The organism is Bacillus sp. FSL R5-0659, from assembly GCF_038008785.1.
Lineage (GTDB): Bacteria > Bacillota > Bacilli > Bacillales > Bacillaceae > Bacillus > Bacillus safensis.
The window spans coordinates 445402-470276 of the sequence record NZ_JBBOZU010000001.1; the positions used below are offsets into that span (position 1 = coordinate 445402).

The 24875-nt window shown below is 43.6% G+C and carries 23 protein-coding genes; 14 read left to right on the forward strand and 9 right to left on the reverse strand.

Features of this window, described 5'->3' with window-relative positions:
• The first annotated feature begins 5 nt into the window (after positions 1–5).
• From NSQ72_RS02120 to NSQ72_RS02155, 8 genes are all read left to right on the forward strand, one after another.
• Complete coding sequence (locus NSQ72_RS02120) at positions 6–509, forward strand: GNAT family N-acetyltransferase (RefSeq protein WP_107164139.1); 504 nt, start codon at positions 6–8, stop codon at positions 507–509.
• 22 nt (positions 510–531) lie between these two features.
• On the forward strand, positions 532–1326 hold the full coding sequence (locus NSQ72_RS02125) for an amino acid ABC transporter substrate-binding protein (RefSeq protein ID WP_024427304.1): 795 nt from the start codon (positions 532–534) through the stop codon (positions 1324–1326).
• 24 nt (positions 1327–1350) lie between these two features.
• Entirely contained in the window at positions 1351–2025 is a 675-nt protein-coding gene (locus NSQ72_RS02130; protein ID WP_041089072.1) for an amino acid ABC transporter permease, read from the forward strand.
• 12 nt (positions 2026–2037) lie between these two features.
• Entirely contained in the window at positions 2038–2784 is a 747-nt protein-coding gene (locus NSQ72_RS02135) for an amino acid ABC transporter ATP-binding protein (protein WP_341083190.1), read from the forward strand.
• Positions 2785–2817: 33 nt separating this feature from the next.
• On the forward strand, positions 2818–3975 hold the full coding sequence (locus tag NSQ72_RS02140; protein ID WP_341083191.1) for an amidohydrolase: 1158 nt from the start codon (positions 2818–2820) through the stop codon (positions 3973–3975).
• Positions 3966–5300 (forward strand): MmgE/PrpD family protein, encoded by a 1335-nt coding sequence (locus tag NSQ72_RS02145; protein WP_341083192.1) that lies wholly within the window; start codon positions 3966–3968, stop codon positions 5298–5300. Before NSQ72_RS02140 ends, NSQ72_RS02145 begins: the two co-directional genes overlap by 10 nt.
• A gap of 369 nt (positions 5301–5669) precedes the next feature.
• Positions 5670–6362 carry a response regulator transcription factor gene (locus NSQ72_RS02150; protein WP_341083193.1) on the forward strand — a complete coding sequence of 231 codons (693 nt, stop codon included), beginning with the start codon at positions 5670–5672 and terminating at the stop codon, positions 6360–6362.
• A complete protein-coding gene (locus NSQ72_RS02155) occupies positions 6352–7779 on the forward strand; it encodes a sensor histidine kinase (protein WP_047202694.1) in 1428 nt (475 codons plus the stop codon). Before NSQ72_RS02150 ends, NSQ72_RS02155 begins: the two co-directional genes overlap by 11 nt.
• A gap of 38 nt (positions 7780–7817) precedes the next feature.
• On the opposite strand, the gene NSQ72_RS02160 is transcribed toward NSQ72_RS02155, so the two are convergent.
• The 5 genes from NSQ72_RS02160 to NSQ72_RS02180 all read right to left on the reverse strand — a co-directional run bounded on the left by NSQ72_RS02160 (position 7818) and on the right by NSQ72_RS02180 (position 13211).
• Positions 7818–8663, reverse strand: a complete 846-nt coding sequence (locus NSQ72_RS02160) for a GAF domain-containing protein (RefSeq protein ID WP_039176521.1) — start codon at positions 8661–8663, stop codon at positions 7818–7820.
• A gap of 164 nt (positions 8664–8827) precedes the next feature.
• On the reverse strand, positions 8828–10204 hold the full coding sequence (locus NSQ72_RS02165) for an aspartate kinase (protein ID WP_144490729.1): 1377 nt from the start codon (positions 10202–10204) through the stop codon (positions 8828–8830).
• A gap of 174 nt (positions 10205–10378) precedes the next feature.
• Positions 10379–11812: an MDR family MFS transporter gene (locus NSQ72_RS02170; RefSeq protein WP_107164135.1), complete on the reverse strand. Its 1434-nt coding sequence runs from the start codon at positions 11810–11812 to the stop codon at positions 10379–10381.
• Positions 11813–11828: 16 nt separating this feature from the next.
• Complete coding sequence (locus NSQ72_RS02175) at positions 11829–12695, reverse strand: TetR/AcrR family transcriptional regulator (RefSeq protein WP_228280305.1); 867 nt, start codon at positions 12693–12695, stop codon at positions 11829–11831.
• A 138-nt stretch (positions 12696–12833) separates the two neighbouring features.
• Positions 12834–13211 (reverse strand): hypothetical protein, encoded by a 378-nt coding sequence (locus tag NSQ72_RS02180; protein WP_039176531.1) that lies wholly within the window; start codon positions 13209–13211, stop codon positions 12834–12836.
• 137 nt (positions 13212–13348) lie between these two features.
• Between NSQ72_RS02180 and NSQ72_RS02185 the strand changes: the two genes are divergently transcribed.
• The gene (locus NSQ72_RS02185; RefSeq protein ID WP_126682231.1) at positions 13349–13660 is read left to right on the forward strand and encodes an ArsR/SmtB family transcription factor; all 312 of its coding nucleotides are present in this window, start codon (positions 13349–13351) and stop codon (positions 13658–13660) included.
• A 31-nt stretch (positions 13661–13691) separates the two neighbouring features.
• On the opposite strand, the gene gabR is transcribed toward NSQ72_RS02185, so the two are convergent.
• Positions 13692–15116 (reverse strand): MocR-like transcriptional regulator GabR, encoded by a 1425-nt coding sequence (gene gabR / locus NSQ72_RS02190; protein ID WP_126682209.1) that lies wholly within the window; start codon positions 15114–15116, stop codon positions 13692–13694.
• A gap of 109 nt (positions 15117–15225) precedes the next feature.
• On the opposite strand from gabR, the gene gabT reads away from it, so the two are divergent.
• Genes gabT through NSQ72_RS02205 form a run of 3 tightly spaced genes read left to right on the forward strand, consistent with a single transcriptional unit; the run spans position 15226 to position 19321 of the window.
• Complete coding sequence (gene gabT / locus NSQ72_RS02195; RefSeq protein ID WP_144490731.1) at positions 15226–16542, forward strand: 4-aminobutyrate--2-oxoglutarate transaminase; 1317 nt, start codon at positions 15226–15228, stop codon at positions 16540–16542.
• Between the two features lie 21 nt (positions 16543–16563).
• Positions 16564–17952 (forward strand): APC family permease, encoded by a 1389-nt coding sequence (locus NSQ72_RS02200; RefSeq protein WP_144490732.1) that lies wholly within the window; start codon positions 16564–16566, stop codon positions 17950–17952.
• Positions 17927–19321 carry an NAD-dependent succinate-semialdehyde dehydrogenase gene (locus tag NSQ72_RS02205; RefSeq protein WP_106025693.1) on the forward strand — a complete coding sequence of 465 codons (1395 nt, stop codon included), beginning with the start codon at positions 17927–17929 and terminating at the stop codon, positions 19319–19321. Before NSQ72_RS02200 ends, NSQ72_RS02205 begins: the two co-directional genes overlap by 26 nt.
• Before the next feature lie 44 nt (positions 19322–19365).
• Here NSQ72_RS02205 and NSQ72_RS02210 read toward each other — a convergent pair whose 3' ends face one another.
• From NSQ72_RS02210 to NSQ72_RS02220, 3 genes are all read right to left on the reverse strand, one after another.
• The gene (locus NSQ72_RS02210; RefSeq protein WP_058837334.1) at positions 19366–19962 is read right to left on the reverse strand and encodes an NAD(P)H-dependent oxidoreductase; all 597 of its coding nucleotides are present in this window, start codon (positions 19960–19962) and stop codon (positions 19366–19368) included.
• 166 nt (positions 19963–20128) lie between these two features.
• The gene (locus tag NSQ72_RS02215; RefSeq protein ID WP_041089100.1) at positions 20129–20743 is read right to left on the reverse strand and encodes a YcnI family copper-binding membrane protein; all 615 of its coding nucleotides are present in this window, start codon (positions 20741–20743) and stop codon (positions 20129–20131) included.
• A gap of 16 nt (positions 20744–20759) precedes the next feature.
• Positions 20760–22394, reverse strand: coding sequence for a copper resistance CopC/CopD family protein (locus NSQ72_RS02220; protein WP_341083194.1), 1635 nt, complete (start codon positions 22392–22394; stop codon positions 20760–20762).
• Positions 22395–22901: 507 nt separating this feature from the next.
• Here NSQ72_RS02220 and NSQ72_RS02225 point away from each other — a divergent pair.
• Positions 22902–24344 (forward strand): PTS mannitol transporter subunit IICB, encoded by a 1443-nt coding sequence (locus NSQ72_RS02225; RefSeq protein WP_039176553.1) that lies wholly within the window; start codon positions 22902–22904, stop codon positions 24342–24344.
• Positions 24345–24439: 95 nt separating this feature from the next.
• Positions 24440–24874 (forward strand): PTS sugar transporter subunit IIA, encoded by a 435-nt coding sequence (locus NSQ72_RS02230; protein WP_064498683.1) that lies wholly within the window; start codon positions 24440–24442, stop codon positions 24872–24874.
• The last annotated feature ends 1 nt before the right edge of the window (position 24875 follow it).

A 24875-nucleotide genomic window follows, 5' to 3' on the forward strand; every position in this document is an offset into this window, starting at 1 on the left:
TAACGTTGGGATACACGTTTCGTCTGGCAACAGAGGCAGATATAGAGGCGCTGCTTGAACTAACAACAAGAGCCTATGAGCCAATTCGTGAGCTCGGCATCCAGTTCCAAGCAGCACATGCCGATTTCGCTCTCGTTCAGAATAATGTACAAAAGAATCTTTGCTATGTGATGGAAGAAAACGGAGAGCTTCTATCCACCTTATCACTCCGAATGCCTTGGGGAGAGCAGCCAGGACCGTTCGGCGTCCCTCACATCTGGTGGTTTGCCTCAGAACCAGCCGCCAAAAAAGGGACAGGCTCTGCCTTGCTGGAATGGGTTGAAACCGAAGTACTAAGGGATACACTAAAGGTACCGTACGTGTCACTCGGTACAGCTGATAAGCACCCGTGGCTCGTAGAAATGTATGAGCGCAAAGGCTATGTCAGAGCAGGAGAAAAGGATTTAGGTAAAGGTCATATCACGATTTATTTTAAAAAACAATTAAGATCAGATATCACACAACCATAAGACGAAAGAAGGGTTTTCGAACATGAAAAACAAAAAGTGGCTAGTCGTTCTTTTTGCAGCAATGCTGGCAGTTTTAGCAGCTTGCGGTGGTAACAATCAAAGTGAAGGCAAAGACGAAAAAGTATTAAAAGTAGGCGCTACTGGACAAAGCTATCCATTTGCTTATAAAGACAATGGCAAGCTTGTCGGATTCGATGTTGAAGTAACAGAAGCCATTGCGAAAAAGCTTGGCTACAAACTAGACTGGCAGCTGAGCGAATTCAGCGGACTAATGGGGCAGCTGACATCTGGTAAGCTCGATACGGTGTCAAACCAAGTTGCCATTACAGACGAGCGTAAACAAACATTTAACTTTACAGATACGTACGCTTACGCAGGAACACAAATCATCGTGAAAAAAGACAACAACGACATCAAAGGTCTTGATGATTTAAAAGGAAAAACAGTGGCGGCGGTTCTTGGCTCTAACCATGCTAAAAACTTAGAGAGCAAAGACCCAGATAAGAAAATTAAGATTAAAACATATGAAACGCAAGACGGCGTATTAAATGAAGTGGCAAATGGCCGCGTAGATGCTTATGTCAACGGACGCAGTGTATTACTTGCTCAAATTGAAAAAACAGGTCTGCCGCTGAAAATCGTAGGCAACCCAATTGTGTATGAAGAAGTAGGCTACCCATTTGCGAAAGATAAAAAGCATGACAAACTAAGAGAAGAATTTAACAAAGCCATCAAAGAATTAAGAGAAGACGGGACACTTAAGAAATTGTCTGAGAAATATTTCAAAGACGATGTCACAGTGCCAATTAAAAAATAACAACAGCGGCGGTGAAGAGCAGACATGAACAAAATTGATTGGCAGTATATGGTGACGGTTTTTCCGACACTGCTTCAATACTTGCCGATAACGATCTTCATGGCGATTGTCTCCATGGTATTTGCCATTATCATTGGTGTGGTATTCGCTCTTATTACAAAAAACCGGATACCTGTTTTATACCAATTTGCTAAGCTGTATATTTCTTTCTTCAGAGCGGTTCCAACCTTGGTTCAGCTCTTTCTCATTTATTTTGGTCTCCCGCAGCTATTCCCTGCGATGACCTCAATGGATGCTTTAACAGCGGTCATTATCGGATTAAGTATTAAAAACTCAGCATACTTAGCAGAAATTTTCAGAGCGGCTCTGAACTCAGTGGATGAAGGGCAGCTGGAGGCATGCTTATCTGTCGGTATGACAAGATGGCAGTCTTACGTCAGAATTATTTTCCCGCAGGCCATCAGAAATGCGATTCCAGCGACGGGGAATACCTTTATTGGTCTTTTAAAAGAAACATCTCTTGCCTTTACCATTGGTGTGGCAGAAATGTTTGCACAAGGGAAGATGATTGCATCGGCGAACTATAAATACTTTGAAACCTATTTAGCCGTAGGGATTGTATATTGGGTGCTGACGATTATTTATAGCTTCCTGCAAGACCTATTTGAACGAAAAATCAGCAAACCTTACCGGAATTAAGGAGGTGTGGACATGATCAAGCTCACCAATTTGAAGAAATCATTCGGCGACCTTATCGTCTTAGACGGAATCAATCTCGACGTGCAAAAAGGGCAGGTTGTGGCCATTATCGGACCTTCTGGCTCCGGTAAATCCACCTTGCTGCGCTGCTTAAATTTATTAGAAACACCAGATGAAGGCACGATTGAAATTGGCGATGCGAAGCTCGATGCGTCTAAATATTCACGTAAAGAAGCCCATCACCTGCGTCAACAAACGGCCATGGTGTTTCAAAACTATAATTTATTTAAAAACAAGACAGCACTGCAAAACATTACAGAATCATTGCTTGTGACGAAAAAAATGACAAAGCAGCAGGCGAATGAAATCGGTATGAAACTGCTGAAGCAGGTAGGGTTAGAGCAAAAGGCTGACAGCTATCCAGTCACATTATCTGGCGGGCAGCAGCAGCGGATTGGGATTGCCCGCGCGTTAGCGGTTGATCCACATGCGATTTTGCTGGATGAACCAACATCAGCGCTTGATCCAGAGCTTGTCTCAGGTGTGCTTCAAGTCATTAAATCCATTGCGATTCAAGAAACAACGATGATCATCGTTACACATGAAATGGCGTTTGCAAGAGAAGTGGCAGACCATGTGATTTTCATGGCAGATGGTCATATTATTGAGCAGGGCACGCCAACTGAGCTATTCGATGAAACGAAGAATGAACGGACGAAACGATTTATCCAAAAAGAAGCAGCGGCTGAAGAAGCATAAGCTGCTTTTTATTCTTTAGAGGGGTGATTGACAGTGAAATCAATAGGAAATGAAGCTTTAAACAAACGTTTAATCAACATTCGCCGAGCGCTTCATGAGCATCCAGAGCTGGCGTTTGAAGAATATGAAACGACAATGAAACTGCGCCGCTGGTTAGAAGAGGAAGGGATCACTGTACTTGATATCCCAGCCCTGCAAACAGGCGTTGTCTGTGAAATCAAAGGAGAACAAGAAGGACCGACAATTGCTCTGAGAGCCGATATTGACGCTCTTCCGATTGAAGAAGCATCTGGCGAACCATTTTCTTCAAAGGTACCGGGCAAAATGCATGCATGCGGTCATGATTTCCATACAGCTTCTATTTTTGGGGCGGCACTTTTATTAAAGGAGCGGAAACACGAGATCAAAGGAACGGTCCGTATTTTGTTCCAGCCGGCTGAGGAAGTTGCTCAAGGAGCGAAACACGTCATAGAGGCAGGCGTTTTAGATGGAGTCGATGCGATTTTCGGTATGCACAACAAACCTGACCTGCCAGTTGGCACGATTGGCATTAGAGAAAAAGCATTGATGGCGAGTGTGGATCGGTTTGAAATCGATATTAAAGGAACGGGAGGTCATGCCGGAATTCCAAATCACACGGTGGACCCAATTGCCATCAGCGGGCAGATCACTAGTGCCCTTCAGCAAATCGTCAGCCGCCGCATCAGCTCCTTGCATCATGCGGTTGTCAGCATCACACGCATTCAAGGCGGTACATCATGGAATGTCATACCCGACCGTGTCGAGATGGAAGGAACGGTGCGGACGTTTGAGCCTGAAGTAAGAGCAATGATTCCACAGCTCATGAAACAAATCGTCAGCGGAATTGCAGAGGGATTTGGAGCAGAGGCTGAAGTGAGATGGCATCCGTATTTGCCTTCTGTCATGAATGATGAGCGTCTGACAAAGGTGGTAGAAGAAACGGCTGGCTCGCTTAACTTAGATGTTGTGCAGGCAGAGCAGTCACCGGGCGGAGAAGATTTTGCCCTTTATCAAGAACGCATTCCAGGCTTTTTTGTATGGATGGGGACTAGTGGTACGAAGGAGTGGCACCACCCTGCGTTTACTTTAAATGAAGACGCACTTCCGGTTGCTGCTGCCTTCTTTGCTGAGCTTGCCGTTCGGGCATTGGAGTCTCGATCATGGAATTAACAAAACAACTGGCAGAGGCAGTGCTTTCTGCTGATCCGCTGCAAGATGAACGGGCCATTCAGATGGCTAGAAATGGCCTGTTAGATGCTGCGGCATCAGCGCTTGCTGCGAAAGAGGATGAAGGGATTCAGAAGCTGATGGCGCTTGTTGAACAGGAAGGCGGAGCCGCTCAGATTCCTGTCATGGGAAAAGGGAGGAAGGTGAGCCGCCAATACGCAGCAATGCTGAACGGCTACCTCATCCATGCCCTTGATTATGATGATGTGCACTCAGATGTGAGAGGACATCCAAGTGCGGTCATTATTCCGGCGCTGCTATCACAACTGACAGCCGGCAAAGGGTATGGCGAGCGGTTTTTAGCAGCCTACATCACAGGTGTTGAAGTAATGGCAAGACTTGGCGAATCCATCGGCAAGGCGCATTATGAGCGGGGGTGGCATAATACGGGAACACTCGGTGCCATTGCGGCAGTGTGTGCGATTGGCTATTTGAAGCAGGTCACACGAGAAGAACTGACGAAAGCAATCGGCTTTGCCGGGGCGCAATCAGCTGGAATGCGAAAGCAATTTGGCTCTGATATGAAACCATTACAAGCCGGATTAGCTGCTAAAACAGCCATTTGGTCTATGGATTTAGCTTGTTCAGGTTTTGGCGGGAATGACTCGGTTCTTGATGGCGCACTTGGTTTCTTTTCACTCTATGGAGATCAGGAGCGTGCGGAAAGTCGTTTGCTAGAAGGCTATGGTTCTACATGGCGTATCGTTTCACCTGGGCTGTGGTTCAAAGTATATCCATTCTGCTCAGCAGCCCACCATGCTGCAGATGCAATCCAATCTTTAATGAAAGAGCGGTCTTTCTTGCCGGAACAGGTAAAACAGGTCGATGTCATATTCCCGCCAGGCGGAGATGCAGCGCTTATTGAGCGAACACCTTTGACTGGAGAAGAAGGACGATTCAGTGTTGAATATGTCATCGCACTTGCAGTGTTTGGACAGACGCTTACGCTGGATGCCTTTTCGAAAAAAAACATTCCATCAGACATGCGGATATGGATGAAACGGGTGAGCAGAGGATATGATCAAACGATAGAGCCCCATCCCGATGCTGTTCCAAAAGGACGCTTTACGATTGTGAAGCTCACCTTATCTGACGGCACCACCATCAGCAAACGAGTTGATGTACCTCGGGGAGCACCAGGCTGTGCGTTATCGAAAGAAGATATCATACAAAAGTTAAGCAGCGTCACAAGCGCATCACAAGCACAACAGATTTTACAGGCGGTTGAAGAGGGAAACGACGCTGCGTATTTGAAGTTGCTGGCATGATAAAAAAGCTCATCAATAGAGATGAGCTTTTTTTAAATAGATCTATCATAAACTGTCAGGAAGTTCTTTATCTAAATATATGAGAATTCCTCATGAGTTAAAGAACCATAAATGACAATGTCCTCATCTTGATATGTTGTAAAGTAATGTTGAATCATAACTCAACTAACATCTTGACCATCTTCTGCAATTCCATCATCAAAAAACTCAGGTGATTCACCGCAGTATTAGTTCTTTCAAAAAGTATGAATAAAAGATGACCAAACGATGATAAGTTCATGAAAACAGTGGAATCCAATTGAGATTTGAGAGGGAAGATGTAAAATAAAGCTACATAAAGAAAAACAATGGCAGCAGCGGAGGCTGATGATGAAAATATTAATGATTGAAGATAATCAGAGTGTTTGTACAATGACGGATATGTTTTTTCAACGAGAGGGATTTCAAGCTGAATTCGTTCATGATGGATTAGAAGGACTGAATCGCTTTCAGCAAGAGGAGAATTGGGATCTGCTCATCTTAGATGTCATGCTTCCTTCGATGGATGGTCTGACCATTTGTCAAAAGGTGCGTCAGATCAGTGATGTTCCGATTATCATGTTGACAGCAAAGGAAACCGAATCTGATCAAGTGCTTGGTTTTGATCTTGGGGCAGATGATTATGTGACCAAGCCCTTTAGCCCACTAACCTTGATGGCAAGAATTAGAGCGGTGAAACGACGCTTTGCTCATACAACGACTCAAGAAAAGGTGAATGAGGGTGAACGGCTGGAGACAGTACATTTTCAGTTGGATAAGAAAACGAGGGAAGTTTTCCTGGATGGAGAGCGAATAGAGAACCTCACACCGAAGGAATACGATCTGTTGTGCTTTTTTATTCAGCATCCTCGGCAAGTATTTTCACGAGAACAATTGCTTGAGCAAATTTGGGGATATCAATTTTATGGAGATGAACGAACGGTAGATGTTCATATTAAACGGCTGCGCCAAAAAATTGGGGACGGGCCTAAACCCTTTTTGTATACAGTATGGGGCGTAGGGTATAAGTTCGATGAAGATTAAATATTTTTATCAGCTGCTGATCAGTCATCTTGGGTTATTGCTCATCGCCATTGTCATTATCAGCACCCTTTTATCTCATTTTGTGAAAGATATTGCCTATCAAAACAGAGTGAATGAAATGAGCTCCTATGGGAATGAAATCTTGCAAGATTATAAACGACTCCCTAAAAGCGAGATGACCTTTCGTCTGCGTCCATTTGAAGATATTCTTTCGACGAGGCAAATTCGTTTTTTCGTGTTTGATGAAAAAGGAGATATTCTCTCTCAGCAGCAAGAGATGCCGCCGCATGAAGTATTATTGACAAAGGATTTATGGGCCAAACTCTCAAAAGGAGAGCAAATCATTGACAAGCGAAGTGATTCACGCCGCCTTGATCAAGAGGCATCACTTGTGGCACTCCCTGTCATGGAGGATGGTAAGCTAAAGGGCGGAGTCGTCCTTATTGCCCCGATTCAAGGCGCTGAACAGCTCATCGCTCAAATGAATCGTTATCTGTATATCATCGTATTTGTGGCACTGACGATCACCTTTATTCTCAGCCTGTTCTTGTCTAAATTTCATGTGAACCGCATCAAAAAGTTGAGAGAGGCGACTGAAAAGATTGCGCAAGGTGATTACAACATCAAGCTTGAAAACAAACACCTTGATGAAATTGGCACACTTGGTGAGGATTTTAATATGATGGCCAAGCGTCTTCAGCAATCAAGAGAGGAAATTGACCGGCTCGAAAAGCGCAGACGCCAATTCATCGCAGATGTGTCTCACGAATTGAAAACACCGCTGACCACCATTCGAGGACTGGTGGAATGGCTGAACACAGCGGATGTGTCAGCAGAAGAGAAAGAGAAATGCTATTCCTTAATTACTGACGAGACAAAACGTATGCTGCGCCTCGTCAATGAAAATATGGATTATGAGAAAATTAGATCGAATCAAATTACCCTTCAGAAATTTCACTATCCACTCATTGACACATTTGAAGTGATGAAAGAACAGCTGGGCCGAATCGCCGAAGAGAAAAACAATCAGCTGATCGTGGATGTTGATCCCAAGCTAAAGGTTTATGCGGATTATGACAGGCTCATTCAAATGCTTGTCAATATCACAAAGAACGCGATTCAATTCACAGAAGGTGGTCGTATTTACTTAAGAGGAAAACAAGGAAATCAAGAGACGATCATTGAAGTGGAAGACACAGGCATTGGCATTGCGCCAGATGAAGTCAAACACATATGGGAACGTTTTTATAAAGCGGATATCTCAAGAACGAATACACCGTATGGAGAATATGGATTGGGCTTGTCCATCGTGAAGCAGCTTGTGGACTTACATGAAGGGCATATTGATATGAAAAGTGAAAAAAACAATGGAACGACATTTACCATTCGACTGCCGTTTCCAGAAGAAAAGGGCTAAAATGAAGTTCATTTTAGCCCTTTTTGGTGAATCACCACTTATTCATTTTTGGTAAACGTTAACCCAATATGAGCAAGTGCCTGTGGTAAATCTTTTCGGATGGTGATGTCCTTAAACGATATATTGGATTGAATCGCACTTAAAGCAAGGTCTTGTTTAATGCCTGTTAAAACTGCCGAAATTCCTAAAAGTCTCAGCGTTTGTGCGTAGCTGACCAAATATTGAATGCTCTGTTCATTCAGGCTTTTTGTTCCCGATACATCAATAACCAAATGAGAGAGCGACAGCCTGTAGCTTTCCTGTAAAATGGTTTCCAAAATATGCTGAGCACGTGTCTCTTCAATATCACCAAGCAGAGGAAGCACGGCGACACCGTCAACAACTGGTACGATCGGTACAGACAATTGCTGAATCTGCCTGTTGGCACGGTCTAGCTCGAGAACGTAGCTTAATAAAGAAGCCATCGTTTCAAACATATACACATGCTCTTCTGTGAAATGATTTGGTCTCACATCAAGTCCGCAAATCGTTCCGTAGTTCGTCCCATCTGTGAAATCAATGGGAACCCCAATGAACGAGCCGCCTTGAAGATTTTTCGTGACCTCTAAGTATTTAAAACGGTCATCTTTCGAAATGTCAGGGATCACAAGTGTAGCCTGATGGTCGACCGCCAGCTTGCAAAATGTCTTTTCGTAAGGAAGTTCTTCCCCTTCTTCAAGAAGCTGCTCGTCATGATTTAACACTTTTACAATTTGATTGGTGTTTTGATCATTTTTAGCGATAAACAGTGTATTCACACCAATGAATTGACTCATCATGTTTAAAATACTAGTAGAAGCATCATGAAAATTGCGAAACTGTTTTAATAGTTGTTGACGAGGCATTGTTTTAGGACTCCTTGTAGCTCCGATCATAGGTCGGAACGGATAGTTGATTTGTCTCTATCATACAAAATCAAACGAGAAATAGATACACTTTAATGCGCAGAGAACTCGAATCGGCGAGAGGAAAAAAGACTGCCGGATCTTAAGATCTGGCAGCCTGCTGATTAAAGGGAGACAGGGACAGTAGACATAGAGAAAAATTCCTCATATAAGGCTTGAACAGCTTCTTTTTCTTGAGCCGCTTTGACGCCAAACATCATGCTGACCTCTGAAGAACCTTGATTGATCATTTCAATATTGACCTTCGCTTTTGACAGCGCTTTTGCCGCTCTTGCTGTTGTGCCAACATTATGACGCATCGCTTCTCCTACAACCATAATCAGCGAGAGATTCCGCTCTAAAACGACCTCATCTGCATCAAGCACGAGCTTTAAGCGGTCTAGCAGCTCTTGTTCAATATGCTGCTCCTCCAGCTGATCCTGCCTTAAAATAATGGTCATATCATCAATGCCAGAAGGTACGTGCTCATATGTAAGCCCATATTCCTCTAATGTTTGCAGCACCTTACGACCAAAGCCGACCTCTCTGTTCATCAAATATTTACTAATGTAAATGCTGCAAAATCCATTATCTGAGGCGATTCCAACAACAGGTCCATTTGTATGATCGCGCTGATTCACAATTTTTGTGCCTTTTGCCGAAGGATTATTGGTGTTTTTAATCTGAACCGGAATGCCTGCACGGAAGGCTGGAATGAGTGCTTCATCATGAAAAACAGAAAATCCAGCATACGACAGCTCGCGCATTTCCCGGTATGTCAGCTCTGTAATCTCTTTCGGTTCATGAACGATCGTTGGATTGACAGCATAGACAGCATCCACATCTGTAAAGTTTTCATACACATCTGCCTTTAGACCGTTCGCCAAAATGGAGCCGGTAATATCGGAGCCGCTTCGCGAAAAGGTAACGATGTCTCCCGCTAGACTAAAGCCAAAAAAGCCAGGGAATATAATAATGCCAGAGCGCTCTCTTAATTTGTACAAATGATCATATGACTCCGGCAGGACTTGCGCTTGACCAGGCTCATCGCTCACAAACAAACCAGCTTCCTTTGGATTCACATAATGAGCTTCCACACCCTGGTGGCGGAAATAGGCAGCAATGAGCTTTGCATTATTGTCTTCGCCGCTTGCTTTGATGGCATCAAGATAGCACTCAGGGCGAGATGAATCAGCCTGTAATAATGCGTCTAGATCTTGCCTGATGGTGTCGATAATGTCTTGACCTAATCCGAGTTCATCCGCTATTGAGGCATACCTCTCGATGACGGCTTCCTTTAAATCATGTGCTTCGCCTAAACGTAAATATTGTTCACCACAGCTAATTAATAGATCGGTGACCTTCGTATCCGTTGAATGCCGTTTTCCTGGTGCGGAAACAACGACTGCTTTTCGAGCTGGATCTGCTGTTACAATGTCAAATACCTTTTGCAGCTGCTTGCCAGATGCAAGTGAACTGCCACCAAATTTCACGACCTTCAATGCATACATCTCCTATAGTAAAAATTTTCTCACAAATTGAATAGTTCCTATTATCAACTCTTTTCTTTAAATTATCAAGGTTTTTCTTCACTAGAAATACAAATGTATTTATAGAGAGGACGGTATTGTGTGAGTATATGAAAAAAGAGCCGGCCATATGCCGAGCTCTTTTTCTTATGAAGAAGACGAGGAGGAAGATATCTCCTGCTTCATCACTTTGTTATCACGTTTTGCCTTTAAGAAAAAGGAGAGGATGAGTCCAATGACTGCAATCAGACCAGAAATGAAAAATGACGTATTCATTCCATGAACGGCTGATTTTAATGGATTGGCTAATTCTGCATTTGCAGCAGAGCTGCTCATGATGGAAACAAGCACAGCCGTTCCAATGGAACCGCCTACTTGTCTCATCGTGTTATTCATCGCTGTCCCATGCGGGATCAAATGAGGCGGTAATGCGTTAATACCTGCCGTTGTCAGCGGCATCATGATCATCCCAACCCCGATTAAGCGAAGCGTATAGGCGACCGTAATGAGAGCGATCGATGAATCAAGGGTGAGCAGCATAAATGGCAGGGTGGTAACGGTGAGGATCGTAAATCCGCCTAATGCGAGCCCTCTTCCGCCGACTTTATCAAAAATCCGTCCGATAATTGGTGACAGGAATCCCATAAAGAGAGCACCTGGCAATAAGATCAGCCCTGTATCAAGTGCAGACAGCCCTCTGACATTCTGCGTATAAAGCGGCAGAATTGTCTCTGTACCAATTAATAAAGCAAAGACAAGCATTCCAAGGAAGGTTGTTAAGCTAAAGATAGCAAATTTAAATACGCCAAACTCAAGCATCGGTCTTGTTAAGTTCGACTGGCGCAGGATAAAGAAGAACAAGCTCACGGCGCCGACAATCAGCGAAATGAGAACAGTCGCACTCGTCCATCCATACGTGCCGACACTAGAAAATCCGTAAAGCAGCCCGCCGAAACCGAAGGACGACAAGATGACAGATAAGACATCAATACGTGTCTCTCGCTGCTGTGTGACATTTTTCATTAAGAAGAAAGCAAGAATAAGGTCGATGATACCGATTGGCAGAACAATATAGAACAGAGCCTTCCAGCTGAAGGAATCGACAATCCAGCCGCCGAGTGTTGGTCCAAGCGCTGGTGCGAACGAAATGACAAGTCCGACCATGCCCATTGCCTGCCCACGTTTTTCTTTTGGGAAAATGGTTAAAAAGATCGTTTGCATCAGCGGCATTAAAATCCCTGCACCGGCTGCCTGTACGATACGCGCTGCAAGTAACACCGGGAAATTCGTAGCAAATGAAGCAAGAATTGTACCGGCTGTAAAGATGCTAAGTGCCGTTAAAACTAAAGAACGGCTCGAAAATTTCTCAATTAAGAAAGCCGTAATCGGGATGAGAATCCCGTTTGTCAGCATAAAGGCTGTTGTAAGCCACTGTCCTTTGCTGACCTCAATATTGAAGTCCTCCATGATATGTGGGATCGCTGGAATAAGAAGCGTTTGGTTTAATATCGCGACGAATGCCCCAACGAGAAAAATCCCAACAATCACAGATCGATTGTAAGATGTTGTTGATTGGTTCATGTTATCCCTTCTTTATCTATAAAATGATGCTTTTCAGCTGTGACACGTTTTGTGATAAAACGCTGTTTTTGCCTAAATAATCGAGCAGTGAGCTGATTAAAAAGGTTCTCGGTTGGTCCTTTGATAATTCCTGATTGAGCAGCTCATACGCAGAGAGGAGATCATTTTTTTCTTCTCCGTTTGGCCATGAGTGAAGCTCTTGTTTGATCTTTGTTAAGTACGAATTGACAAGTTTTTCTTCGTCATATTCGTCCTGTGAGGAAAGCAAATAAGAGTTCATCAGCTCGTCTGTTAACACAGGTTCAATGGAACAAGGCTTTTTCGATACACGATCCATCACACCGATGATCATTTCGGCAGCAATTTCTAATTGGATGTTTTTTTGCTCAATCGCCAGCATTAAGATGAATTCTCTCATTAATCCATTGAGAACAATCACTAAATCCCAGACATATGGAGCGACAGATTCACCATATGTACTTAAAATAATGTCTCTGTGCCGCTGCATGATAATGGAGCGTGTTTCACGTAAATGCTTAATGACAATGGGCGAATGCTGAGAAAAAGCTTCAAAGGACAGCATGTTCAAAAATTTATGATTCTCTTTAAACTCTTCAAGCTCAAGCTTGATCTTCTTTGTGAATTTTTCCTTTTTGGACAGCGTCGTTTCTGAATGAATGATGCGGGAAATCTCTCTCATTTTGCGCTGATTGTATTTAATCAGTTCTAATAGAAGAGCTTCCTTTGAATCAAACAGTTTATAAATAGACGCTTTGGATATTTTACAGGCATCGGCAATTGACTGCATGGAGACACTCATATAGCCTTTTTGAGAAAACAATTTCTTCGAAACCCGCAAAATCTCTTCTTGCTTTTCGTTCATCTTCTTAAGTCCTTTCCGAATCGGCAAAACCATATGGTCACAATGGAAACCGAGTGGTCACTTTGGCTATCATAACAAAACCAATGCCTTAAGACAAGAAAATGAACTTAAAAAATACCCGTCTGTATGACAGGTACTTTATCCTTCCGCATGTGCGACATATATTTTTGTTTTGCCGTGAAGTTCAACGACCAAAAGGTCTTCTCTCTCCTTCACAGAGTAAATAGCGGTCCCTTTTTGCAGCCTAGAAGCTGTACCATGTTCAAAATTTTTGGCGGCTGTTTTCTGAATGACACCTACTTGCTGATGTTTTGTGACGTGTAAGGATGTCGTCCAATCTACATTTGTTTCATACACGGTTCCTTCCCATTGAAATAAATCTGCCTGCTGATCCATAGCTAATAACTCTTCCGCACTAGGTGGTTTTGACTGGGAATGATATTGGACTGACTGGCAGGCGCATAAGGAAAACGTGAGCAGCAAGAGCAATAAACTAAACCATATGTTACGTATCAAAAAAGGTTCCTTCCCTTCAATACAGTGTTTCTTAAGTAATGGACGTGAATGAAGTTAAATCGTTACATGCCTAGTCAGTTCATGAGTTTTAGGTGAATGAGATTGTATGTTGGCACAAAATACGATACATTTATCGTATGACGAATCCAAACCATCCAAACAAAGAAGATATGAGACTGATTTCTGTGCTGCACGCATTGGCTGATCCAATCCGGTTAGAAATTGTCCGCTGCTTGGCAGAAGCGGGGGAGAGGACATGCGGCACGTATGAGATGAATATTGCCAAATCCACGCTTTCCCATCACTTCAAAGTGCTGAGGAAGGCAGGCGTCGTGAAAGTGAGAATTGACGGGAAGCACCGTTACTATTCTTTAAGAAAAGAAGACATCGAGACCGCTTTTCCTGGACTCATGTCATCGATTCTAGCTGTAGATAAAAAGCGGTGGTAAGCCAGCTGTCTATGAAGAGCAGCTGGCTGTTTTATTTCCCGAAAATGGCGTCGTACAGCCGTTTCACTGCCGGTTGAATATCCTCTCGCCTCATATGCGAGAAGCCGAGGACGAGCGGAACAAAGCCTGGCTGATGTCCCGGCAATTGCTCATCAAGGGTAAAACGATCCATACCGTACATTTTCAGCTTCCTTTCTTTCGCTCGCTGTAAAATCTCATGCTGCGTCCGATTTGAACGGAACTCTGCGATAAAATGAAGCCCGGCATTTTCTCCAATAATCCGCACATTGTCAGCAAAAACCATATTGAGCTCTTCAATGAGCTGCTTCCGTTTTTCCTCATATAAACCATTCATGCGTTTAATATGCCGTTGATACGCCCCATCTTTTATAAAATGAAGAAGGGTGTATTGTGTAAAAAGATTAGCTGTTTGAATGAAAAAATGCTGTTCCTCCTTATAGCGTCTCAATAAATGCTGAGGCAGCACCATATAGCTTAGCCGCAAGCCGGGCAGCAATGATTTTGAAAAGGTACCCATATAAATGACTTTGTCATATCGATCGAGACTTTGCAGCGCTGGAATGCTGTCTGTGCCATATTTAAATTCACTGTCATAATCATCCTCAATGATGTAACGGTCTGGCTGATCAGCTGCCCAGTTTAACAGCTGAATGCGCCGGGAAATCGGCATAATCACCCCTGTTGGAAATTGATGTGAAGGGGTGATGATCAACACATTCGGCTGTTTCTTATAAATGTCGTTCATCCGCACACCTTTTTGATCAATGCCAATCGTTTCAATTTGATGATGATTGTTTTTCAGCATTTGATAGAGCCGGCGGTAGCCAGGGTTTTCTAGCCCGTATACTTGACCGGCTGGAAGGATGCTTGATAACGAATGGATCAGTGACTGTGTGCCTGCACTTAAAATGAGCTGTTCTGGATAGCATTTGACTCCTCTCGCAAGTCCGATCAGCCGGGCAATCGTTTCCCTGAGCTCATACACACCTTGTGGATGCGGAAGCTCACCGAAGGCATCTTGGTGGAGATGGATCGCCTTTTGTTCGCTTTTCAGCCAGCTTTTAAATGGGAAGTTCGCTGTATCGACGGAGATATGTGAAAAGGAATACCAGTCGTCTCGTGCAATCGGTTCTTCCTTTAAATCTACAGGAAGAGAAGAGGGTTTTAGCTGACCAGATTCATGAAACGTTTCTAGTGACTCCACGAAAAAACCTTTGCGCTCAACCGAGTATAAATACCCCTCGGCAAGCAGCTGCTGATAGGCGCCATTCACTGAATTAACGCTGACGTTTAATGTATCGGCTAACTCTCGTTTGGACGGTAATTGATCGTGTGGCTGCAAGTTGCGATTTAAGATTTCTTCTTTGATTTTCATATAAATTTGATGATAAATATATCCGTTTTGCCCTGTTTGATCTAGTTGAATTGTCAGCATCTCACCATTCCATCCTCTCTGGTACCATGAAAAAAATGATATTGGTACTTTCTATCATACCAAAAAATATTCAGAATAATAAAAAAGGATATAAAGGGGATGGATGACAATGAGTCAAACGACAACAAACCGTTTTTCAACTGAAGAATGGCAGGGGAAAAGAGATCAATACGTCGCAAGAGGCGTGAGTAATGGCAACCGTCATCTTGCAGCGAAGGGGAAAGGAGCCGAGCTGTTCGATATTGATGGGAAGCGATTTATCGATTTTGCAGGCGCCATTGGCACATTAAACGTAGGACATTCACATCCAAAGGTGGTGGAAGCGGTCAAAGCACAGGCAGAGAGCCTGATTCATCCAGGTTTTAACGTGATGATGTACGAATCGTATATCGAATTGGCAGAGAAGCTGTGCCGCCTCACACCAGGAGACCATGATAAGAAAGCCATTTTCCTTAATTCAGGTGCAGAAGCTGTTGAAAATGCCGTGAAAATTGCCCGTAAATATACGAAAAGACAGGGCGTTGTGTCGTTTACAAGAGGTTTTCACGGCAGAACGAATATGACAATGAGCATGACGAGCAAGGTCAAGCCATATAAATTTGGCTTCGGACCATTCGCATCTGAGGTGTACCAAGCACCGTACCCTTATTACTATCAAAAGCCTGAAGGATTAAGTGATGCCGCATACGACGAGTACATCATTGATCAATTCAATCAATTCTTCGTCGCAGCCGTTGCACCAGAAACCGTTGCTTGTGTGGTCATGGAACCAGTCCAAGGGGAGGGCGGATTCATTGTACCATCGAAGCGTTTCGTTCAGCATGTTGCATCATTCTGTCAGCAGCACGGGATTGTCTTTGTTGCAGATGAAATCCAAACCGGTTTTGCGAGAACAGGGAAATACTTTGCGATTGAGCACTTTGATGTGGTGCCGGACTTAATTACTGTGTCAAAATCTCTTGCAGCTGGCTTACCGCTGAGTGGTGTCGTTGGCAGAAAAGAACTGCTTGATGCGGCAGATCCAGGGGAGCTCGGGGGAACATATGCAGGAAGTCCGTTAGGCTGTGTAGCAGCAATGGCTGTTCTTGATATCATTGAAACTGAACAATTGAATCAACGATCTGAACACATTGGACAAGTCATTGAGGACAAAGCCAATGAATGGAGAACAGCGTATCCATTCATTGGGGAAGTACGTCGATTAGGGGCAATGGCGGCGATTGAAATTGTGGAAGATCAAACAACACGTACACCGGATAAGAAAACAGCCGCAGCGATTGCAGCATATGCAAACGATCACGGGCTGCTTCTATTAACGGCAGGGATTAATGGGAATATTATTCGCTTTTTAACACCACTTGTCATCACAGATGAGCTGCTTCACGAGGGACTAGGGATCATTGAGGACGCCTTCAAAGCACGCTAAACAACAAAGGGGGATGGTTGTATGCAAAAACAACAAATGGCAAAAACGATGTCGCAGTCAGACGTGCTGTTTTTATCCATTGGTGCAATGCTTGGCTGGGGCTGGGTTGTACTTTCGGGAGATTGGATTTTAACAGCTGGCTTTTTAGGCAGTGTGATTGCCTTTGTGATAGGAGGCATTCTCGTGATCTTTATTGGACTCACGTATGCCGAGCTTTCATCTGCAATTCCAGAGACAGGAGGAGGGCTCGTTTTTGTCCATCGGGCATTTGGGATGAAAGCAGCGTTCGTCTCAGCATGGGGCGTATTGTTTGGTTATGTGTCCGTGATTACGTTTGAAGCTGTTGCCTTGCCGACCGTCATTGATTATGTGATTCCAACAAAGCATGCTGGCTTTCTATGGAATATTGGTGGATGGGACGTGTATTTCACGTGGGTATTGATTGGGTCTGGCGGTGCATTGTTTTTAACAGCACTGAATTACATTGGGGCTAAGCCTGCCGCCATTTTCCAGTCCGTGTTCACTGTGGCAATTATTCTGACAGGTTTTCTCCTTTTAGGCGGCGCAACATTTAATGGAGATTTTGCAAACCTTGAGCCGATGTTTCAAGGCGGGGTTGGCGGTCTCATGGCGGTATTAGTCATGATTCCCTTTTTATTCGTTGGGTTTGATGTCATTCCACAAGTAGCAGCGGAAATTCATGCACCAAAGAAAATCATTGGGAGAATCTTGATTATTTCTATCGTAAGCGCGGTCGTTTTTTATCTGCTTATTGTCTTTGGGGTAGCTGCTGGAATGTCAAAAGGACAGCTTGAAGCCTCTTCCTTAGCGACAGCAGATGCCATGGTTCAGCTTCTCGGTCATCAAGCATTTGGAACAGTGCTGGTTATTGGCGGTGTAGCAGGGATTGTGACAAGCTGGAACGCTTTTATCATCGGGGCAAGCCGTATCCTATATGCCATGGCGGAAAGAGGCATGATTTCCAAATGGTTTGCGTATATTCATCCAAAGTATAAAACACCGACAAATGCGATTTTGTTTCTTGGGGCATTGGCCTTTTTTGCTCCATTATTAGGCCGTCCTGCCCTCCTGTGGATTGTCAATGCGGGCGGTGTCGGAATTATCGTCGGGTACTTAATTGTGTCCATCGCCTTTATGAGACTTCGCAAAATAGAACCCGAGCTTGAGCGTCCATACCGCATTAAATATTGGCGGACGACAGGCGTTCTAGCCATCGGATTGAGTCTTCTTTTCCTTTCATTTTACTTTCCAGGAATGCCGGCCTCCTTATCTTGGCCAGCTGAATGGATATTGCTTTTAGGTTGGGTACTCATTGGGTATATACTATATGTAATGAATCCAAGAACGAAGGAGACGGTAGAGCATGACAAACGAACTCAAAGTGTATAATCCTGCAACAGGAGAAGAAATTGCTTCAGTTGCTCAGCATACAAAAGAACAGATCGAAGACGCAATTTCCCGCTCACACAAAGCATTTAAATCATGGGCGAAAACGTCAGCGCATGAGCGTGCCAATATCATTCGCAAGTGGTTTGATCTGATGATTGAACATAAAGAAAGGCTTGCGAAAATCATTACAGAAGAAAACGGGAAGCCGTATCAAGAAGCATTAGGGGAAATCGTCTATGCGGCTGGTTATATTGAATGGTACGCGGAGGAAGCAAAGCGAATCTACGGAAGAACCATCCCATCACATACGACAAGCAAACGCCTTTTCGTCACAAAACAGCCAGTTGGTCCTGTTGCTGCCATTACTCCGTGGAATTTCCCTGCGGCGATGATTACGAGAAAGGCAGCCCCAGCGCTTGCAGCAGGCTGTACGTTTATTGTAAAACCTGCCGAAGATACGCCTTTGACAGCTATTGAACTAGTAAAATTGGGTCATGAAGCTGGCATTCCAGAGGATGCACTGCAATGGGTTGTCGGAGATGGCAAAGAAGTGGGTGAAATCTTCACAGATAGTCCATTGATTCGAAAAATCACGTTTACAGGCTCAACGCCCGTCGGAAAGCATTTGATCAAAAACAGTGCCAGCACAGTCAAACATGTATCAATGGAGCTTGGCGGTCATGCCCCGCTCATCGTAGACAAGGACGCAAATCTTGAACTAGCTGTCAAACAAGCAGTGGCGTCTAAGTTCCGGAATGCAGGACAAACCTGTGTCTGTGCCAACCGCTTAATTGTGCATGAAGACATTCATGAAGCATTTGCGCAAAGGTTCAGCAAAGAAGTAGAAAAGCTGAAAGTGGGAAATGGCTTTGAAGAAGGCACATCTATCGGTCCAATTATCAACAAGCGCGGCTTTGATAAAATTGTCGGCCAAATTCAAGATGCAGTGGATAAAGGGGCGAAAGTTCTTGTTGGCGGCGATACGCATTTCGACGATGACAAATCATATTATTTTGTCCAGCCAACGGTTCTTACACATGTGGACACTTCAATGAACATTATGCATGAAGAGACCTTTGGTCCAGTGGCGCCGATTACAACATTCAAAACGTTAGACGAGGCAATTGAATTAGCCAACGATACACCTTTTGGCCTTGCAGCTTATTTCTTTACAGAAAATTATCGGAACGGGCTCTACATTTCCGAACATCTCGATTATGGAATTATTGGCTGGAATGATGGCGGTCCATCAGCTGTCCAAGCACCGTTCGGCGGTATGAAAGAGAGCGGGATAGGGCGAGAAGGCGGAATCGAAGGAATCGAACCATATTTAGAAACAAAATATGTATCTATTGGTTTAGACGAATAAACGTGAAAAAGACTGTCTGAGGAATCTCAGCAGTCTTTTTTATGTTATACAGCCGGCGGGAAAAGCTGGTCCACCGTTTCTTTCGTTTCTTTCAGAATTTCATGTATGTAATCTGCAGATGCCTGTTCCATACTGCTGAACAAAAGCCGTTCGACAGGCTGAACCCCAATAAGATTAAAGACTTCTGTATCCGTTGTCATGTGATGAGAGGAGGAGAAGCTCATATTGGAATCAAGAAAATTCCTCGGGGCATCGTGCGTGTTGATAATGACCCCTTTTTTGTGCCGAAGTAAATTTTCAATTACTCCATGCTCATTCTTCTGATAAGCAAAGCCCTCAGAAAAGACGCGCTCTACATAGCCCTTTAGCATAGCCGGCAAGCCTGTCCACCATATTGGAAAAATAAACGTCAGCACATCGGCTTGCTGAATCAGCTTCTGCTCTCTTTGAATGTCGATCGGAACATCACCGCATTTGATCGCAGCCTTTTCTGCAATGGTGAGCTCTGGCGGAAAACCTAGCGCATAGACATCACGAACAGTCACTTTATGACCATTGTTCAATAGAGTGCTCACAACAAGATCTAATAAGGTTTGATTTAAGCTTTGCTGGGGATGAGCAAAAATGATTACATGGTTCATCTCATAGCCTCCTATGTGGTCATCTGTCTCATTATGGCATGTGGATTTATCCTATTCAATCCTATATTGGTAATAACAAGTTGGGAAAATGGAAAATAATTGATTTTTAAATGTGTAAAGGAAGAAAAAGCGATCGTTTCTAAGAAAACGATCGCTCATACAGCTTTTATTTTTTTCTAAAAGCAAGTCCCAGTGCAATCAGTGCCACGACTAGAGCAGCAATGGACAGACCAAGGACAAGTGGTGAGGAAGAAGCAGAGGCTGTTTCAGAGGCCTTCTCTTCTTTGGGTTTTTCTTGACCATGTGAATCCGTTACGGTATTAGATGCCACAATGTTTGTGATGGAATGAGGTTTATCAGCATCTTTATCGCCAGTCCATTCAACGACTGTTCCATCCTTATAATATTGATACGCATCCCATGCAGCTTCACCAGCTTTTTCAGGGTTTTTCGCTACAAAAACGAATTGCTGAAATTGTCCAGCAAGCACACCTTTACCAGTTGCCTCCCAAGTCACTCTTGTCACCTTGCCATCTTTCTCTTCAGTTGACGTTTTCCAGCCAGGTACAGGCTCATATTGCTGGAATTCTACGCCTTTAGGAATTGTCACGACAACCTTAGTCGTTGGACTGTCACTTTCAGAAGGAACCTTTAATGTATAGGTCTCCCAAGCATTTGTCGCAGACGTATCAGGCTTGACTGTTACGTGCGCACTCACAGGAATCGCCAATAAAAATGAAGCGAGAAGCATTGGTAATAAAGCTTTAACGTATTTTTTCATATGTGATGAACTCCTTTTAGTTTCTTCTAATAAAGGTGGTATCGATATTCTCAAAAGAACCAGTTAACGCATGGATTTCAATTTTCCATGTGCCTTTTTCATTTAATAAGAGATTTTCAGCAGAGAAATGACCATTTTTTAATCGTTTCAGCTGAAATTCACTTGGTGTCTCATCACCGAATAAAGCCACCTTATGAATCTTGGCTGTCACAGATTGAATATCAGTCATCGTTTCACCATTCTTCTTTGTAAATGCCACTTCGAATGAGTTTTTCCCCGGGGCATTCGGGGTAATGCTCAAGGACACAATGTCACGATGCTCGACCTGATTTGCGCCAAAGAAAGGCTCAGGTGCAGGCGGAGGAGGGCTCGGAATATTAGTAAAGACAGCCGTTAATAACAAAATGGCGATCCCGATCATCCATTCAGCTCGTAACGAAACGCTGCGTTTCTGCTTTTTTTCCCATCTCAGCATCAAGTAATGCATAAGTCCAAGCAGGCCCATGATGATAAATAAACCAAGCTTGATTAAAAAGGTGCGTCCGTATGCTGATTGGAAAAGAGCATCAAACGATTGCAAAATAAAGATGGCATTCACAAATCCTGAAAACACAATAAGTCCAACAGAGAGCAGTGCCCAAGGATGAAATGCTGCTAGCGTATTCCGTATGAGCGGCTCATCTTCATTTGGCAGTTTCTTCATCAAAAGAAGGACAATGGCTGTTAAACCACCGACCCAAATCGAAGCAGAGACGAGATGGATGAAATCAAGTGATGTTGTGAGTATTTTATTGTCTGTTGCGGCTGGATGTCCGATTTGTGCTTTCAGCCAAAGCAGCACTGTGAAGAGAAGCAGTGGAAACAGCCAAACACGAAAAGAAGAGAAGTCCCCTTTTCTCATCGCCACAATTGTCCAGATGGTGAGAAGTACAAATGACGCCATAAGCATCATCCACAGACTACCGCCAGAAGTGGACGCAATCGTTTCTTGTAAAAGCGAAGGCTGAAATGCCCCAAAAAAGGACACGTCTGCCGCTGATTTTGTCTGAATCGGCAGCTGGAACACAAGTGCTCCGCCCATCATGATCAATGACAATGTCAAAAGCCGCTTCATTCGTTTCGCCAATACAGGTGAAATCGCTGCCCTGAACCAAAGCAGTCCAAACAAAATGGTGCCAAGGAATAAGCTGAATGACGTATAAAGAAAGGCTTTATCAATAGTTGAAGCCACATCAATGGATTCATCCGTCTGACCTTGCTCTAATTGGTCAAAACCGCCAGCCGCTTTTCCAATACTAAACGGAATCATGCCAGAGACAGAGTGTCCATCCGCTGATACCGCATTCCACTGAATGGTGTAAATCCCTTTAGGTAAATTCTTTTTTAAAGCCGCTCCCATGATCTTTTGATCTTTAATGACCGTATCTCCTTTATCCACACGATCACCTTTTGCATTTAGCACCTTAATGGCATGAAACCCGCTTTCAATACCTTCACTAAATGTGATCGAGACTGAAGGAGGCTGCTGATCCAGCTCTTCATTTGCCGCTGGGTTCGAGCTCACGACGTATGCGTGAGCAAATGCTTCCTTTGGAATGAAAAAAGCGAACATGACCATAAGAAGCAGAAGCCACTGACTATTTTTAAACAAGGTAATTAACCGCCTTTCTACCTATGAAAATGTCTCATGTATCAGAAAGAAAGCGGCAGTAAACTGTGAGTCACAGAAAAAACCGCTCTTCCTATTGTACCGCCCTCTCTAAAAGGTAAACGAAACAAACAGCAAGATGGTTCACTTTTTCTGTGTCATGTCTGCGCAGACATTTCTTAATTGAATAGGTTTGATCAATTATAAGACTATTCGATTTAAGAAGAGGAAACAAGAAGAGACCATTTGAAAGTTGTGAAATTCCCATGAATTTTGCGTGAAAACAACGGCATATCAAGCTTTCCACCCATTATATGTTGAGACCTGACAGAGAATTCACATCATTTTTCAATTTTGTCACACACGATGTGACAAAGTGACATTTAGTTTCAATTGATGAGAAAGTGAAAGCGTTTTACGATAGGCATAAGGGCTTCACTGAATCTTGTTCTTATATCTTTTGACCTATAAAGCCCTAAATAAAGGGAGAGAAGAAAGGAGTTTTCATAGATGCAGGAAAAAAGCGGATTTCGCGTAAAAGTACAGCGCTTTGGAAGCTATTTAAGCGGTATGATCATGCCGAATATTGGAGCGTTTATCGCTTGGGGACTCATCACTGCATTGTTCATTCCAAGTGGTTATTTTCCAAATGAACAATTAAATACACTTGTTGGTCCAATGATCAACTACTTGCTGCCGCTCTTAATCGGTTACACAGGCGGGAAGCTCGTATATGACCATCGAGGCGGGGTACTCGGTGCAACCGCTACGATCGGGGTTATTGTCGGTTCGGACATCCCAATGTTTTTAGGTGCGATGATCATGGGACCGCTTGGCGGGTATCTCATTAAGAAAATCGACCAGCTGTTTAAAGACCGAATCAGATCAGGTTTTGAAATGCTGATTAATAATTTTAGTGCAGGTATTCTAGGTGCCATTTTAGTCGCCATTGCTTTCTACGCCATCGGCCCAGTGGTACTAGGTCTGAATAAAGCCCTTGCGGCAGGTGTAGATATCATTGTCAATGCACATTTACTTCCGCTGGCAAGTATCTTCATTGAACCAGCAAAAGTATTGTTCTTAAACAATGCAATTAACCAAGGAATTTTAGGTCCATTAGGGGTGGAGCAAGCGGCGAAGACAGGGCAATCCGTTCTGTTCTTGCTTGAAACAAACCCAGGACCAGGTCTCGGTGTTCTTCTGGCCTACATGTTCTTTGGAAGAGGGACAGCAAAGCAGTCTGCACCGGGTGCGATTGTCATTCAATTCTTAGGGGGAATCCATGAGATTTACTTCCCATACATCTTAATGAAGCCAAAGCTCATTTTAGCGGTAATTGCTGGGGGAGCAAGCGGCGTTCTAACTTTTACACTGTTAAATGCAGGCTTAAAGGCTGTGCCGTCACCAGGAAGCATCATCGCTCTTATGCTCATGTCACCAAAAGGCGGCCACCTTGCCGTTCTAGCAGGTGTTGTCGTGGCAGCGGTCGTATCATTCCTTGTCGCTTCTGTCATTTTGAAAGCGTCTAAAGCAGTGGATGAAGACTTAACAGCAGCAACAGAAAAAATGCAAGACATGAAAGGCAAGAAAAGTGCAGCAGCAGCTGCTCTTACAGCACAAAAAGAAGGTGCTGAAGCAAGCGAGCAAGCAGCATCTCCAGATGAGATCAATCCAGATGACGTGAACAAAATCATCTTTGCCTGTGATGCAGGAATGGGCTCAAGTGCGATGGGCGCATCCGTTTTAAAGAATAAAGTCAAAAAGGCAGAACTTGATATTGATGTGACAAATACATCCATCAGCAACATTCCAGATGATGCCGATGTAGTCTTTACTCATAAAGATTTAACAGATAGAGCGAAGGCAAAACTGCCAGGAGCTGTGCATATTTCAGTTGATAATTTCTTAAACAGTCCGAAATACGATGAGCTGATTGAGAAATTGAAAAAATAACATGACGAAACGGGTTGAGTCCAATTTTTCCTAATTGAACTCCCCGTTTTGGTTGTTTTCTGATTTTCTATTCTAAAAAAGGTGTGTGATCTCTCATGAAACAAGTACTTTCAAAAGACAATATTTTTCTAAACGAACAAGCGGGCTCTAAAGAAGAAGCCATTAAAAAAGCAGGCGAAGTCTTAGTGGCAAACGGTTATGTCACAAGTGATTATGTGGACAAAATGTTTGAAAGAGAACATATTTCTTCTACATTTATGGGCAACGGAATTGCCATTCCTCATGGAACAGAGGATGCGAAAGCGGCTGTCCTTCATTCAGGGATTTCCATTATCCAAATTCCAGACGGCGTTGAATACGGCGAGGGGAATATTGCTAAAGTTGTATTTGGCATCGCTGGTAAAAACAATGAGCATCTCGATATTCTTTCTCAAATTGCGATTGTCTGTTCAGAAGAAGAAAACGTAGAGCGTATCCTTCATGCAAAGGATCAGGATGAACTGATCGCCATCTTTAACGAGGTGAACTAAC